The sequence below is a fragment of the Arcanobacterium phocisimile genome (genome assembly GCF_016904675.1).
Lineage (GTDB): Bacteria > Actinomycetota > Actinomycetes > Actinomycetales > Actinomycetaceae > Arcanobacterium > Arcanobacterium phocisimile.
The window spans coordinates 920,123-935,415 of record NZ_CP070228.1 but is presented as its reverse complement, the minus strand read 5'-3'; the positions used below and the strand labels follow the sequence as shown (position 1 = coordinate 935,415).

Annotated in this window: 16 protein-coding genes; 1 reads left to right on the top strand and 15 read right to left on the bottom strand. The window is 50.2% G+C overall.

The genetic code is table 11. The features are described 5' to 3' along the window. The first annotated feature begins 34 nt into the window (after positions 1–34). Positions 35–592: a hypothetical protein gene (locus JTE88_RS04170; RefSeq protein WP_204425583.1), complete on the top strand. Its 558-nt coding sequence runs from the start codon at positions 35–37 to the stop codon at positions 590–592. On the opposite strand, the gene JTE88_RS04165 is transcribed toward JTE88_RS04170, so the two are convergent. The 15 genes from JTE88_RS04165 to pgsA all read right to left on the bottom strand — a co-directional run bounded on the left by JTE88_RS04165 (position 567) and on the right by pgsA (position 15,285). After that, positions 567–2,885: a RelA/SpoT family protein gene (locus JTE88_RS04165; protein WP_204425582.1), complete on the bottom strand. Its 2,319-nt coding sequence runs from the start codon at positions 2,883–2,885 to the stop codon at positions 567–569. The genes JTE88_RS04170 and JTE88_RS04165 overlap by 26 nt on opposite strands. 158 nt (positions 2,886–3,043) lie before the next feature. Beyond that, a complete protein-coding gene (locus JTE88_RS04160) occupies positions 3,044–3,592 on the bottom strand; it encodes an adenine phosphoribosyltransferase (RefSeq protein ID WP_204425581.1) in 549 nt (182 codons plus the stop codon). After that, positions 3,589–4,686, bottom strand: coding sequence for a protein translocase subunit SecF (gene secF, locus JTE88_RS04155; protein WP_204425580.1), 1,098 nt, complete (start codon positions 4,684–4,686; stop codon positions 3,589–3,591). The genes JTE88_RS04160 and secF overlap by 4 nt, the downstream gene beginning before the upstream one ends. Further along, positions 4,686–6,542, bottom strand: coding sequence for a protein translocase subunit SecD (gene secD / locus JTE88_RS04150; RefSeq protein WP_204425579.1), 1,857 nt, complete (start codon positions 6,540–6,542; stop codon positions 4,686–4,688). Before secD ends, secF begins: the two co-directional genes overlap by 1 nt. 38 nt (positions 6,543–6,580) lie before the next feature. Continuing rightward, positions 6,581–6,961: a preprotein translocase subunit YajC gene (gene yajC / locus JTE88_RS04145; protein WP_204425578.1), complete on the bottom strand. Its 381-nt coding sequence runs from the start codon at positions 6,959–6,961 to the stop codon at positions 6,581–6,583. A gap of 185 nt (positions 6,962–7,146) precedes the next feature. Beyond that, positions 7,147–8,163 carry a Holliday junction branch migration DNA helicase RuvB gene (gene ruvB, locus JTE88_RS04140; RefSeq protein ID WP_204425577.1) on the bottom strand — a complete coding sequence of 339 codons (1,017 nt, stop codon included), beginning with the start codon at positions 8,161–8,163 and terminating at the stop codon, positions 7,147–7,149. A 3-nt stretch (positions 8,164–8,166) separates the two neighbouring features. After that, positions 8,167–8,763: a Holliday junction branch migration protein RuvA gene (gene ruvA / locus JTE88_RS04135; protein WP_204425576.1), complete on the bottom strand. Its 597-nt coding sequence runs from the start codon at positions 8,761–8,763 to the stop codon at positions 8,167–8,169. 36 nt (positions 8,764–8,799) lie between these two features. Continuing rightward, entirely contained in the window at positions 8,800–9,420 is a 621-nt protein-coding gene (ruvC, locus tag JTE88_RS04130) for a crossover junction endodeoxyribonuclease RuvC (protein ID WP_204425574.1), read from the bottom strand. After that, positions 9,421–10,185, bottom strand: a complete 765-nt coding sequence (locus JTE88_RS04125; protein ID WP_204425572.1) for a YebC/PmpR family DNA-binding transcriptional regulator — start codon at positions 10,183–10,185, stop codon at positions 9,421–9,423. It lies immediately after the preceding gene. A gap of 73 nt (positions 10,186–10,258) precedes the next feature. Next, positions 10,259–10,816 carry an NUDIX hydrolase gene (locus JTE88_RS04120; protein WP_204425570.1) on the bottom strand — a complete coding sequence of 186 codons (558 nt, stop codon included), beginning with the start codon at positions 10,814–10,816 and terminating at the stop codon, positions 10,259–10,261. Between the two features lie 7 nt (positions 10,817–10,823). Further along, the gene (locus JTE88_RS04115) at positions 10,824–11,975 is read right to left on the bottom strand and encodes a PrsW family intramembrane metalloprotease (protein ID WP_204425568.1); all 1,152 of its coding nucleotides are present in this window, start codon (positions 11,973–11,975) and stop codon (positions 10,824–10,826) included. Then, the gene (locus JTE88_RS04110) at positions 11,968–12,567 is read right to left on the bottom strand and encodes a hypothetical protein (RefSeq protein ID WP_204425566.1); all 600 of its coding nucleotides are present in this window, start codon (positions 12,565–12,567) and stop codon (positions 11,968–11,970) included. The genes JTE88_RS04115 and JTE88_RS04110 overlap by 8 nt, the downstream gene beginning before the upstream one ends. Further along, entirely contained in the window at positions 12,564–13,700 is a 1,137-nt protein-coding gene (locus JTE88_RS04105) for a glycosyltransferase family 4 protein (RefSeq protein WP_204425564.1), read from the bottom strand. The genes JTE88_RS04110 and JTE88_RS04105 overlap by 4 nt, the downstream gene beginning before the upstream one ends. Further along, positions 13,697–14,662, bottom strand: coding sequence for a phosphatidylinositol mannoside acyltransferase (locus JTE88_RS04100; protein ID WP_204425562.1), 966 nt, complete (start codon positions 14,660–14,662; stop codon positions 13,697–13,699). The genes JTE88_RS04105 and JTE88_RS04100 overlap by 4 nt, the downstream gene beginning before the upstream one ends. Then, complete coding sequence (gene pgsA / locus JTE88_RS04095) at positions 14,662–15,285, bottom strand: phosphatidylinositol phosphate synthase (RefSeq protein WP_204425561.1); 624 nt, start codon at positions 15,283–15,285, stop codon at positions 14,662–14,664. The genes JTE88_RS04100 and pgsA overlap by 1 nt, the downstream gene beginning before the upstream one ends. Positions 15,286–15,293: the final 8 nt, after the last annotated feature.

The window sequence follows — 15,293 nt, the reverse complement described above, 5'->3', positions numbered from 1 at the left end:
GCCGCCATTTTGTGGGCTGTGGTTAGCTATGGCTATGTACCCATTAATTATCAAACCACGAACATTAGCTGAAACCCATATGTGCCTGAGTTTGGGCAATGAAGGAAACCTGATTGAACTTGGCGGGTTAGGTTGGATACCAGCTGATTATGTTGCAACAATCGAACAGCGCGCTCGAATCGTGAATGCGCTATGCGGTTCAGACATCGTCATTACCCACGTCGGGGCATACTGGATCTATACCGGAATACCCACCGTAGAGCTCTCCCGCTCGCTCCATATCCGCAATTCTTCGATGACCTCAGCTAAGCGACATCCGCGTAACAATATTCCACCCGAAGACATCGCGATTATTTGTTCGACACAACTGACGACAAAAGAGCGCACGATCATCGACTTACTCCGTGACGATCTGGCTATTGGAATGGAGGCACTGTGCCTACTAATGCGCAGCGGAGCATCGTTTGATCACGTCCTACATATTGCCCAACGTCTGAAAAACAACCCCGGAATGCGCAACGTCCGTGAATTGCTCTACCAATTGCCCACAGATGTCATCGAAAATATTAATTCGCATCACGCTTCGGTTTAGGCATTTGCGAGGCGCGCAAAAGCCGACTGTGATCCTTCTTGTTGCCGGTAATTCGATAAGCATCGTAAACGCCCTCAATTTTGCGCAACTCACGCAAAACGCGTTCCAAATGATGTGGGTCTGCCATTTCGAAGGTAAAACTTGATTTCGCAACACGTTCCGATGACGTATTGATAGTTCCAGAAATCATATTCACATCGTGCTCAGACAATGCCCGAGTTATATCAGCGAGTAAGCCGCGACGATCAAGCGCTTCGATCTGAACCTGCACCAGATAAACGGCATCAGCTTGCGAATCCCAGGCGATATCAATGAACCTGTCAGGTTCGCGACGCAACGACTCAACGTTAGGACAATCTGACCGATGTACAGAAATACCGCTCCCCCGAGTTACAAAGCCAACGATTTCATCTGGTGGAACCGGTGTACAACATTTGGCCAGTTTTACTAAGACGTCTGTATCTTCAATCGAGGCAACAATAACTGCCGATGAACCAGCACCGTCAGCACGATGTTGAATACGTGTCGGTGTTACGGCCTCCGCTAGTGTCTCTTCAGCACCAGCATTGCCGCCTTGGGAAATAATCAGTCTACGCACCACCGATTCCGCTGAGACTGTGCCTTCGCCAATCGCAGAATACAAATCAGTGACATCTGAACGGTTCAGATCCTGAGCAACTGCCTTAAGCGTATCGTGGCTCATGAGCCTTTGGATCGGTTCATTACGACGCCGGATCGCTTTAGCAAGTTTCTCTTTTCCAATTTCAGCAGTTTCGTCTTTACGTGACCGAGAATACCATTGTTTGATCTTGGACCGGGCTCGAGCAGTCGCCACGAACTCACTCCATCCTTGCGATGGTGAAGCATCTTCGGATTTCGACGTAATGATTTCCACTGTGTCACCAGACTGAAGCTCGTGATCCAGCGTAACAAGTCGATCATTTACTTTTGCTCCCACAGTGCGGTAACCAACTTCTGTGTGTACTGCAAAAGCGAAATCAACTGGTGTTGAGCCAGCTGGGAGTTCTTTCACTTCGCCTGCGGGGGTAAAAACATAAACTTTATTGCGTGACATTTCATAACGCAAAGAATCGAGAAACTCCGACGGGTCGGCGGTGTCACGCTGCCAATCGACCAGTTGACGTAACCATTCGAGCTGGGTATCTTCCTTGCTCGTTGCCTCATTGGCTGACGAGGCATTCGGATTCTCTTTGTAACGCCAGTGCGCCGCAACACCGTATTCAGCACGCCGATGCATGTCGTGAGTACGGATCTGGATCTCAACTATCCGGCCTCCTGGGCCCATGACAGTGGTATGGATGGACTGGTAGAGATTGAATTTCGGTGAAGCGATATAGTCCTTAATTCGTCCTTGAATAGGAGTATATGCCGAGTTTGCAACGCCCAGGGCAGTGTAACAATCTTGAACTTCATCAACTAAGACACGCACGCCTACAAGATCATAGATGTCCTCAAAATCTCGACCACGCAAAATCATCTTTTGATAAATTGAGTAGTAATGTTTCGGACGTCCACTGATCGTACATTTAACATTGGCTTTTAACAATTCCCGCTTCAACGTTGCTTTGACGTCTTCGATGAACCGCTCGCGCTGCGGTGCCCGTTCGCGCACCATTCGTTCAATCTCGGAATACACTGCTGGATATAGAATCCGGAATGATAAATCTTCAAGTTCCCATTTGATAGAGTTCATTCCTAATCGATGCGCCAACGGTGCAAAGATCTCGAGAGTTTCGCGAGCTTTACGTTGAGCCGATGATTGGGAAACAAAACGCCAAGTGCGCGCGTTATGTAACCGATCGCCCAACTTGATCAGTAAAACACGAATGTCTTTCGCCATAGCAATGATCATTTTTCGCACGGTCTCCGAAGCTGCTGCTTCCCCATACTTAACCTTATCGAGCTTCGTAACACCGTCAACTAGGAGAGCAACAGTTGGTCCGAACTCGGCTGAAAGCTCTTCGAGTGTGTACTCAGTATCTTCTACCGTGTCATGCAATAAAGCTGCAACAATGGTATCTTCGTCTAAACCGAGCTCGCTAAGAATAGTCGCGACAGCGACAGGGTGCGTGATGTACGGTTCCCCGGATTTGCGATTGACTCCGCGGTGAAGCCGCTCGGCGACTTCATAAGCATGGATAATACGTGAGATGTCCATGTTTTTGATAGACTCCACGCTCATCATCGGCTCGAGAATCGTTGGGACAGTAATTTTCTTGCCCAGCCAAGAAAAACGCGAGCGTACTCGTGGCGTATGTGAGTGAGATGACATCCTCGAACCTCCTAAACCCTTGTAATATCCTATTCTAACTCATATTCATAGCTATCTTATTACTAAGATATGAAGATGCGAGGCAGTTGATCTGCCTCGCATCTTCATATCAGCAGACTGGCCGGAAGACGGAAAGTGAGCTGACAATAATGTGCCGATTAGTACTGCAGTACAGAATCGACCTCGACGCCTTCGCCAAGATAGTTTCGTCCCTGGAACTCGGTAAGTTCAATGAGTACGCACAGGCCGACCGGATCGCCACCAGCTTGGCGAATCAAATCGCACGCAGCACCGGCTGTTCCACCAGTGGCAAGAACATCGTCGAGCACAAGCACACGTTGCCCATCTTCGACGGTGAAAGGTTGCAGTTCCATACGCGCTGAGCCATATTCAAGATCGTAGTCAATTCCGACGACCGGTCCAGGCAGGCGACCGGCTTTGCGAACAGTTAGCATTCCTACGCCAAGCGCGACAGCCAATGGAGCTGCGAGGATGAAGCCACGTGATTCTAGACCAGCAACCGCATCTACCTTGCCACGGTACTTATCAGCGATCATGTCGATGAGCGCGGTAAAACCCTGAGGATCAGCAATCAGTGGGGTAATATCTCGGAAAAGAACACCACGTGCCGGAAAATCTTGGACTTCACGAACATGGGAACGGACGAGCTCAACAACGTCCTGTGGGAAAATATTTTCAGTGCTCAACGTTTCTTCCTCTTTTTCTGACGTTTTGGCTGTGCGCGGTGCCCTCGGTGACCACCGGCGATAACTTCTACTTGACCTAGTGTAGCTTGGTCTGATTCTTCTTGCTGGCCTTCATTAAGTAACTGCGCACGCCGACGTAAAACTTCATCCGTATGCTCGCGGATCTTGGGATTACGCATGGCAAGGAATACGGCCAATGGTGCTGCAATGATGAGAGAAGAAAGTGTTGACAATAGCATGCCAACGAACATCACTAGTGCAAGGTCCCGGAGAGTATCTGCACCAAGAATATATACGCCAATAAACAAGATGGCAGATACTGGAAGAAGACCGGTAATAGAGGTGTTCAGCGAACGAATCAGACTCTGATTCATTGCCTGATTAGCAGTTTCTTCGTATGTATAACGGTATTGCGAGGTGATATTTTCGGTATTCTCACGGACTTTATCAAAGACCACAACGGTGTCATACAACGAATAGCCCATAATAGTTAGCAAACCGATGACAGTTGCCGGAGTAATTTCAAATCCGGCCCACCAGTAAACTCCTAGGGTGATGATGAAGTCGTGGACCAATGCGCCATTGGCACCAACCGCAATCGCCCATGAACGGAAATAAATGGTAAGCACGAGGGATATGAGAACCATAAAGATAATCATTGCCCGAATAGCCTTGGAAAGGATATCTGCTCCCCATGATGGGCCAACGAAAGTGGACGTGACATCTGTAGCTTGAACCTGATACGCCGAAGCTAGTGCTTCACGAACTTCCTGCGTTTGCCGATCATCAAGCTTAACGGTTTGGACACGGATAGATGAAGATCCGAGGTTCGCAACGCGAGGGGCATCATCTTTCCCAACCGTTTTGATAACATCATACGCTGGCTGGTGCGACGTGTTTGCCGTTCCTGAAACAGTGAACTGTGATCCACCACGGAATTCAATGCCCGTATTCGGGGATTTGACAGCAAAAGCCAGAAGAGAAATCACCATGAGCACTAACGCTAGTAACAGCCATATCTTGCGGCGCCCGATGATGTTAACCGAAGAACGCCCGGTATAGAGGTCATTACCGACCTTATACATTGAAAACATCAGTTCTTTCCTTCCTGCACTGCTTTACGCTCGCGTCGTTCACGCGCTCGGCGCTGGGCTAGCGTTTCATGTTGGTCGACAAACCGAGCATCAGGATACTCATAGTCATGAAGCTCAACATCGTCACCAGCATTGCTTGAAGCTCGCACTTTACGGGTTTGCTTAGCCGGGACGGTACGGGTGTAGCCACGACCACGGTAGATCGGTGTTTGCTCAAGCTTTTGAGCATCGAGTCCAGATCCACGCTTACCTTCACCGAAGTACTGCGTCTTGCCAAGGTAGTGCATAACTGGATATGTGAACATCATGACGACGATAAGGTCGAGTACAGTCGTAACACCGAGTGTGAATGCGAATCCACGTACCGATCCCACCGTAAGGATGAAGAGAACCGATGCAGCAACCAAGTTGACGATGTCGGAAATAATAATTGTGCGGCGTGCTCGATCCCAACCGTGTTCGATACTGCTTCGAATCGTGCGACCGTCACGAATCTCATCTCGAATACGTTCAAAGTAGACAATAAAGGAATCGGCTGTCACGCCAACGGAGATGATAATACCGAGAACGCCAGCCATCGAGAGGCGATATCCCATAGTCCACGACAAGAAGGAAATCACAAACAATGAAAGGCCTGTGGAAACAAATATCGAAGCAATGGCGATTCCGCCAAGTGCGTGGTACTGCCACAACATATATAGGACAATGAATATAATGCCGAATAGCCCCGCTATAAGACCAGACTCAAGCTGCTCGGCACCCAGGGTTGCCGAGATCTGCTCTTCAGACTGTACCTCAAAGAATAACGGAAGCGAACCAAAATTTAGCTGATTTGCTAAGGTTGCAGCTTCTTTAGCCTTGAAAGAACCAGTGATTTGTGCCTGTCCACCAGTGATTGCGTTATCGGTCTTAGGAGCGGACACTGTCTGTCCATCGAGCACAATAGCAAATTGGTTTTGTGGCGATGGGAGCGTTGAAATTCGGCCAGTAACCTCAGCGAACTTCGCTGAGCCTTCCGAATCGAAATTCATATGGACCGCGAAACCGCCATCAGGCTGGCCCTGTTGGTTGACCGAAGGTCCAGAACTTGCGGAAGAAATGGTTGAGCCTTCGAGTTCAGATGGCCCCAAAATGAACTTCACACCGCGTTCGGGTTCACAAGACACCAAGGCTTTCTGTGGATCATCTCCGGTCGCAGCAATTGCTTGGTCTTTTGATCCACACTGTAGCGTCAGAGAATCGTAAATAGTCTGTTCGGTGATCCATGCCGGATCAGAAGCATTCGCCGGAGTAGTTAGCGGTTGATCAGAAAGCTCTCCGTCACCGTCAGCATCTGCAAGCTTCATCACCGATGCTGTGTATTCTTCATCGGTCATTGTTCCCGCATCGAGGCCCTCAGCCTTATCACCGAGTTGTTTAACGAGCTCTTCCTTGGTGATCGGATTAGGATCTGCGTAAGACAAGACTGGACGCATACGCAAAACCGCAGACGTTCGAACTAAATCAAGCGTTGCTTTATCTGGCTGACCAGGGAGGGCAACGATAATATTCGAGCCACCCTGCGCGGTGATTTCTGCTTCAGCTACACCCGAAGCGTCAACACGTTGTCGAATAATTTCGATTGCCTGCTTGACGTCCTCGTCAGTGACTTCAGATCCGTCTGTAGTTGACGGGGTGAGAATGATTTGCGTACCACCCTCCAGATCCAAAGCTAACTCGGGTAAGAATCTATTTTTCGGACCTGTCATGGTCCCAAAGCTCAAGGAAGCGAATAGTGCAATTATCATCACAAAAAGTGTGATAAGTCGGCCGATTGGCTTGCTTTCCTTGGTTCGTTCATCACGTGAATTCTGCACGCGTGTACTCCTTGGTGGTCTTTAAGAGTTCAGTGTGGTTACTTCCACGCTGAACCTTGGTTATCACTCGACTCTGGCTCTTCCTCAATGAATGTTTCGCTCTGCGAAGCTTCGTGAGATAGGTCTGAATCAGTGTCGTACGTTTCATCTTCATCAGCTGTGGCGAGTGGTATATCCATCTGCGACATAATTGCCGAGCGCATCCACACAGTTTCGTCACCGGACGGAGATTCCAATGTGACTGCATCTCCATCAATATCAACAATTCGTCCAAAGAAACCAGACGCAGTCACAACATTATTCCCAACGACGACCGCTTGGTCACGAAGTTCCTGTTGTTTTTGTTGCGCCTTGCGTGCAGATCTCGATGTGAACATCAAGAAGGCTAACATGACGATAATTATGATAATAAATTCCATAAAGCGCTGAGCTCATTTCGTGGTGGAGACACTATACAACGGTAATTGTACCCGCTTGCGCTCCCCATTCGCATAAGCCACTGCCATTTAGTACAACACCACACTATTGGACCCTAGGGAGCAGAAAACTCGCGGCACCATGAAATGTGGTGGAGCATCGCCGTCGCAACTGGAAACTCTTATCATCATTGAAACAGCGTATTTTCCGGTGGCGTGAGTCCCAGGTGTTCCCACGCCATCCGCGTGGCGATTCTGCCGCGTGGCGTCTTAGATATAAAACCTTGGCGCATTAAATATGGTTCAGCCACTGTCTCGATTGTTTCTGGTTCTTCACCAACTGATACCGCAAGAGTGGTTAACCCGACTGGCCCGCCATTAAAGCGCCGGCAGAGTGCTTCAAGAACTGCCCGGTCAAGCCTATCCAGGCCGCGTAGATCAACTTCGAAAACATCCAAAGCGGCTTGTGCAGCTGCCACATCGAGCAAGCCGGTTCCACGCACTTGGGCCCAATCTTGCACGCGTCGCAAAAGTCGATTAGCAATTCGTGGCGTACCCCGTGAGCGCGAGGCGATTTCGAGCGCGGCTTCTGCGGAAAGTTCTGCGTTGAGTTTACGGGCATTTCGTTCGACGATCGTTGCTAGCTCGTCATGCGTGTAGTAATCCAAATATGCTGTGAAGCCAAACCGATCACGCAGCGGGGCTGGAAGCATTCCGGCACGGGTGGTAGCACCCACCACAGTAAAAGGTGGCAACGCCAATGGAATAGATGTGGCGCCAGGACCTTTACCCACCATAACGTCCACTCGGAAATCCTCCATCGCCAGGTACAACATCTCTTCTGCAGTACGTGCCAGGCGGTGAATCTCATCGATAAACAGTACATCATTTTCTTGTAACGATGACAAGACAGCGGCTAGATCACCTGGATGCTGAATAGCTGGTCCTGAAGTTAAGCGCAGGGCGCCGCCAACTTCTGCGGCAATAATCATGGCGAGCGTAGTTTTACCGAGTCCAGGCGGGCCAGACAACAGCACATGATCTGGAGCTTTTCCACGTGCAATCGCGGCGTCTAAAACTAGAGAGAGCTGTTCGCGAACAACCAACTGGCCGACAAATTCTTCGAGGCGTTTTGGGCGCAAAGCGGCTTCTTGCGCACGCTCCGTATCCGATGCCTGATTGTCGGTGATATCGTTCCATTCCATCGATTATCTCCGTGATCCCAATATTCGTAGTGAAAGGCGCAAGAGCTGAGCGACAGAGGCGCCGGGTTCGACTACCATGGCTTCCTCAATTGCAGGCGCGGCTTCACGCTCTGCCCAGCCAAGATTGACAAGCGCATCGAGAACGTCGGCATTTGTAGCTGCTACTGGTGTGGAGTGCCCTGCCGGAACTGATCGCTGCGCGGGACCGAGCTTAGTCCCCAATTCAAGAATCATGCGCTGCGCACCCTTTTTCCCAATGCCCGACACTCGAGTGAGCACACTCTCATTCTTTGTAGCCACTGCATCGCGCAACTCATCCGGACTCAATGTTGCTAACACAGCTAACGCAGTTCTCGGACCGATGCCACTAACGCCCGTGATAATTTCGAAAACGTCACGTTCATCAGCGTCAGCAAATCCGTAAAGCGTAAGCGAATCTTCACGCACGATCAGTGTTGTAGCCACACTCGCTTCCGCACCGATACGCAAGCTGGCAAGCGTTGCGGGAGTAGCAAAAATCTGCATTCCAACTCCACTAACCTCGATCACTGCTGAGGCAGCAGCAATTGCGAGAACAGTTCCCCGTACATTAGCGATCACGTCAACACCCTTTCGAACATCTGTTTGAAGAGTCTATCACGAAGGCTTGACTGCACCATGTCGACGCGACATACGTTCTGCAGCTGCCCAAGCTTTTTGAGCTGGAGTCAAATCAGCACCTTCGGCGCGCGGCAACATTCCGGCACCGCCATGCTGAGAACGATCCACTTCAACGATCGCTTGAGCGCCGCCGCGCCAAGAATGGCAAATTGCTACTGCAATAGCGTCCGCAGCATCTTTCGGTCGAGGAAGCTTTTCAAGACCTAAGATCCGTTGTACCATCATCTGCACTTGAATTTTTTGCGCGCGACCGTTTCCGGTCACCGCTGCCTTGACCTCCGACGGCGAATGCATGCCGATCGGCAAACTAGCTTTCGCGGCAGCCAAGGAGACGATTCCGACGACTTGTGCGGTAGACATCACTGAACGCACATTGTCTTGTGCGAAAACGCGCTCAATTGCCACCACGTCAGGCCGATGGAGCTTAATGGTTTCTTCTACTTCGTTTGAAATGGCAAGTAACCGTTGGTGCGGCGCCATTTGCGGGTCCGTACGTGCCACACCAACGGATACTAAAGACAGTCTGCGCGCTGGCCCTGCATCGAGAACACAGATGCCACAACGCGTAAGTCCCGGATCAATACCGAGAATTCGCACTTAGTCTTCCTCAGCGAGAGCTGCTTCAACCTCAGGAGAAAGATCAAGGTTGGAGTAGACGTTTTGGATATCGTCAACATCATCGAGTGCGTCAATAAGCTTCATTAGCTTATTTGCCGTTTCTACATCAGTAATCGGCACTTTCATTGATGGTACAAACTGAACTTCAGCAGAGTTGTAGTCGATACCTTCAGCCTGCAACGCCTTACGAACTTCAACGACGTCGTTTGGCTCACTGATGACCTCAAAGACATCGCCTTCGTTCGTCACCTCTTCGGCGCCGGCTTCCAAAACGGCCATGAGGAGGTCGTCTTCAGAAATATCGCCATTGTTCGGAACTTCAACAACGCCCTTGCGGGAGAACATGTAGGAAACTGAACCCGGATCGGCAAGTGTTCCACCATTACGAGTCAAAGCCACGCGAACATCGGAAGCCGCACGGTTGCGGTTGTCAGTCAAACATTCGATCAAAATTGCTACGCCATTCGAGCCGTAGCCTTCGTACATGATGTTTTCGTAGTTAACGGCATCTGCACCTTCGCCTGATCCACGCTTAACTGCGCGATCGATGTTATCTGCAGGAACCGAGTTCTTCTTTGCCTTTTGAATTGCGTCATAAAGAGTTGGGTTTCCAGCAGGATCGCCGCCACCGGTACGTGCAGCAACTTCAATGTTCTTGATCAGGCGGGCAAACAACTTACCACGCTTTGCGTCGATCGCTGCCTTCTTATGCTTTGTGGTAGCCCACTTAGAGTGTCCTGACACGGATATCCCCTTCTGTTACGAAATCTACTTAGGCATTGTACAACCATTCAGTGGTTACCTAAAACCTCAACTACTATTCTTCAATAATCGTGTGGCATTTCCCGTCCCAGCCGTCTTTCCACCCGCGAACTAATTCAACGAGGTTTTGTGGATAGACCTGGATACCGGCGCGTTGTGCTTTATCTAGTTCGTCGATATCCCACCAGCGTTGTTCGTCGAGGACTTTACGTTCAAGCGCGGTCCAACCACTAGTTTTATCCGCTGCCAGCAGCTGTGCTTCAGAATCGGATACGTACAGCAGGAAGAATTCTTCGTCTTGTTTACGCGTTTTAGCAAGAAATCTAAAAGTTGTGTACCGCATGATGACCGGTCCGTGCAGACGTTTAATGGAGATCCTAAGACCAGTTTCTTCGAACAACTCGCGCACTGCAGCTTGCGTCGCTGTCTCTTCCCCCTCGCGTCCTCCGCCCGGAGTAAACCACCATTTAAGATGAGCGTTGTCGATGTCATGCCCTAGCGTTAAAAAGATTCGGTTGCGTGAGTCAAGGACTATTACTCGGGCAGCGCGACGATAGGGGTACCCTTCGTCGTTCAACGGCCACTCTTCAAATTCTTCGTTTACAACGCCCATATTTTCCCTATCGTGTCGTAAAGATTCGACGTAAACTCTCGATTTTGCTTAGTAAGGATTGCAGATATGCTTGTTCTGAATCACTAATCGTTGATTGACTTCGACTTAATCGATTAGTTTCATGACCGAGCTGGATAACAACTTGCTGGAATTGCCGCATTGCTTGTGCTCCTACACCTTCTGGCGCACCAAACTTGCGACTTTGATACTCTGCCCAGACTATGGCTTGCCGGCGATACTTCACCTGCTCAATCATTTTCGCCTCATGGCGTGCGACCAATCCACCACGCACGTAAGGTTCGAGACCGTCGACAACGGTTTGTTTTTCATAGAAACGCGCAAAAATAACAATAATCAACGCCACAACAGCCAACGGAACATTAGTGAGGATCTTGTATTTCGTATACGTCATCCCTTCCCAATTCAATGCGTCATTATTGATGAAATGGAAGAATCCCGCACTCAATAATGCTGGAACCAACCACCGCACAAGGGCCCAACGTTTATGTGAAAATTCCGCAAACCCAATAAAAAATCCGAAGAGCGCCGAGTAGGTGTCATGACTTAGCGGCCCGTCTAGGAAACGAACCGTGAAGACTTGGGCGAGAAAGTCATAGTTACGCACAAAATACAAAATATTTTCAGTAAAGCCAAAGCCGGCGCCTATCAAGGCACCATAGACAATTCCATCGATTGGACCATTAAAGTAGTGCCGAAAAGCGACATAAATCAGGATAATACCGAAACCTTTGACTACCTCTTCAGATAACGGCGAAACCCAGGACGCCGTGTACCGTGAGATATCATAGACAGTTGCTCCCTCATTAATTAACTGGGGAATTAGCCGCGAAGATGCGAAATCATTAATGAAGGCACCAATAACGACTGAGACACCCCCACCCCACAAAAATGCGAATCCATAAAGCCATAAAGGCTCTGGCTCCCAATAGTCGATAATCCACACCAGCATCAGCGTAAAGACTACCGGCACCAACGCCCAGACAGCTGACACAACGGCGGCAGATATTCCAGCTGGCTGAGCTAAGGCTGGCAGAATTTCGAGAAAAGAAATTCCTCCCAAAAAGCCTAAGAAAATAAGTTGTGTATAAAAACTTACGCCATGTTGGCGTGGCAGAATGTGACGATGAGTTTTACTCATCGTCAAGATCTATCGTTTGCGGCCATGAGGCATATCCGTGAATCCGAAACAGCCTAGCAAGTGGACTTTGCCGAATACGTCGCGCCCCTGCAACGTGAATGTTGTGGAATCTACGTGTTAACCGAACGGATTGGCGCGCACGGAGAAGTTTTGTCATGATGTCCTCATAGCCCACATGATCAGTTTCGTCTAGTTCATCAACGGTAAAGCGCAAGACTCGAGACAACTCAGATTCTAGAGCCAAACGATCAGGGCCTCCGTGATGAAGTAATATTATCGATGAATCGTCTAAACCATGCAGATTGATCTTATCAAGCCCATCATCGACAAGAATATAGCCAGCCGCATCGCCTGCCTCCTGGGCCGCACTATCAAGAACAACACTTCCAGCGAGGTCTAGGACGCCACTGTGCGCAACCTCTTGGGCTACGCGTGCGCGCGTATTTAACGCGTTCTCTAACGCAGCTCGAGAACGCAAAATATTTTTGTGCAAGGCATCAAGACGCCGCGCCTTCGTCGAAATCACGACGCCGGCGACGATAGCAATCACAACCAGGCTAGCCCCAACCGTATAAAACAACAACACCGTCATTCACCCACTTTCAGTGCAGCAGTTGCTAAGGCTGTTTCATAGACCGTAAGGATTTGGGAGGCGACCGTGCTCCAGTCGTAACGCCAAGCTGCTTTACTAGCCGCCTTTGCGCGTTCCCGACGAGCTGTCGGATCAGCTAACGCTTCAATAACTAGGTCCGCCAACGACGTCGGATTTTCATTTTCGAAATGCGCACCGTAACGTCCGTCGTCGAGCACTGCCCGGAATGCTGGAATATCTGAGGCAACAATTGATGCTTGTGCGCTCATTGCCTCCACCAAAATAATTCCAAACGATTCCCCACCGGTGTTTGGTGCCAAATAAATATCAGTACTACCTAAGAGCGCGGCTTTGTCTTCATCGGAAATCGGGCCAAGGAAGGTAACTGCCTCGCTATCGGAGCCAAACAAACTCTTTGCTTGGTCGATATCGCCTTTACCAGCGACGAATAACCGCACACCTGGATAAGCTTGCCGGATTTTGTCAAAGGCTTGTGCTACCACAGGTAGACCTTTACGAGGTTCGTCGAGGCGGCCGAGGAAACTGAGCGTCGGAGCCTGTTCGGTTCCGGTAAAGCGCGAATCTAACGAACGGTTGGCCATAGAATCGACATAAACACCGTTGGGAATCACCCAGGCATCAGCACCAAGATATTGCACTGCAGTGCGCCGGGCTTCTAGAGAAACCGCGATACGTGCTTGGAGCCTTTCTAGCATCGGAATCAAAAACGGGGAAGCAATTGACATTAACCGCGACCGGTCCATTGCGGTATGGAAGGTAGAAACAACCGGGCAATTTGCGCTCATCATGGCCAGCATCGAAACTGATGGCGTGAATGGTTCATGGACGTGGAGCACATCGAGTTCTTGCTCGCGCAGCCAGGCACGCACTTGGCGGTTGACTTTTGGGCCGAAGGACAGCCGAGCAACTGATCCGTTGTATTTGATAGGGATTGCGGCTCCTACCGGATAAACGAAGTCCTCTAGGCCATCTTGTCCGGGCTGGCGTTCAGAGGGCGCGATAACGCTCACGTGATGTCCGCGGCGAATAAGTTCTTGTGCCAGATCCCGAATATGGAACTGGACACCACCTGCAGTGTCCCAAGAATAACCACATGCGATTCCAATTTTCACTGCGACTCCCCTACTGTTTTTGCTAGCCTCTCGGGATCGAGATCGGCGACGAAGACCTTTTGCAGCATATGCCAGTGTGTCACATGCTTGGCACTCAGCGCAGACATTGTTTCAGCCCATTCGCGCATCATTCGTTGTACATCGGCGTTTCGCTCGGCAGTAGATGCCTCGGCGGATGCGTGGGGATAAATTGGATCGCCAACAATCACTTTGATTCCCCACGATGTTCCAGCTCGACGAACCCGTTGCCTGTCATTCTTGAAATTTTCTGCAATCGTGATCACTGGGAAGAGTGGGGTAGCCGCACGCAACGCTAAAATCGCTGGCCCCGGAGCAACACGTGCCGGAGAACCAAACAATCTGACTTCAACCCCACTAGCGCTCAGATCACGATCGCACAGCAACGGAACGAAACAGCGCACATTTTTCATATCGGCTGTGAGCTGGTCGATCACGTGTGCGCCTTTGACCGCATGGTAAATAACCATATCCAAATTACGACGCAGATTTAAGAATTGCTCTGCAACTTCTTCTGGTTCGAGCTTTTCGGCGATTGTGTGCACTGGCGCAAGGTTCCTCGTTGCCCATGCGCCTGCCAAATCCCAATTACCCATATGCATCAGCGCACCGGTACACGATCCAGTGGTTAGTGTTTGGCGGAGTGTTTCAATATTCTCAACTGAAACCCGAGCATCGATCTGCTCGGCGCTAAGGTATGGCAATCGAAACGCTTCATAGTAGTAGCGTAAGTAATGACGCATAGCCGTAGCCGAACGACGTCGTTGGGCCAATTTTCCGCTGAGCGGAAGCACGCGCTGGTAGTTCTTGCGTAGCTGACTCACACCAGAAATTCCAGACAGGCCGGCAACACTACCCACCGCAGAAAATGCCGTCCGTGCGACTGCCTCCGGCAGATTTCGAGCAGCAAAATCAATAAGTGAGAATATATGTTGCGGCTTCATCACTCACCGCGTTCTTGAAGTTGCTGACGCACATACAACATGCGTTGCAAAACCGTGACTGCTGCCAATAAGGCCAACGCCCACATACCGATAGCCATCACCCAATGGGGGGCTCCGACACCAACGGCTATTGTCACGATAGCCGCCATCACGAGGCGGTCTGCCCGCTCGGCGAAACCAATGGCTGCCGAGCAACCGATGCTTTCTGCTTTTGCTCGCGCGTATGGAACAACACTGCCAATTAACCCAGCCGCAATTGCACCTCCCATCACCCATGGCGCAACATCCGCCTGGCCGTGAAGATAACCCCAGATTGCGATCGATGCAAATACCGCCGCATCGGTGACTCGGTCAAGCGTTGAGTCCAGAAACGAACCCCATGCTGAGCTCGTTTTTGTCAGTCGCGCAATCTGCCCGTCAAGATTGTCGAACACTAGCACCACACCGGTAAGGACAACACCAGTGATAAGCATATTGTTTGGCAGGAAATATAGTGCGGAAAAGCACGAGAGGATAGTTCCTACCCAGGTCACAATATTGGCGCTAATGCCCAAGCGGACAAATAATCTAGCAACTGGACCAAAAACGAGCTGAGCAAATGGTCGACCACTGCGAGAAAGCATCGGATTCC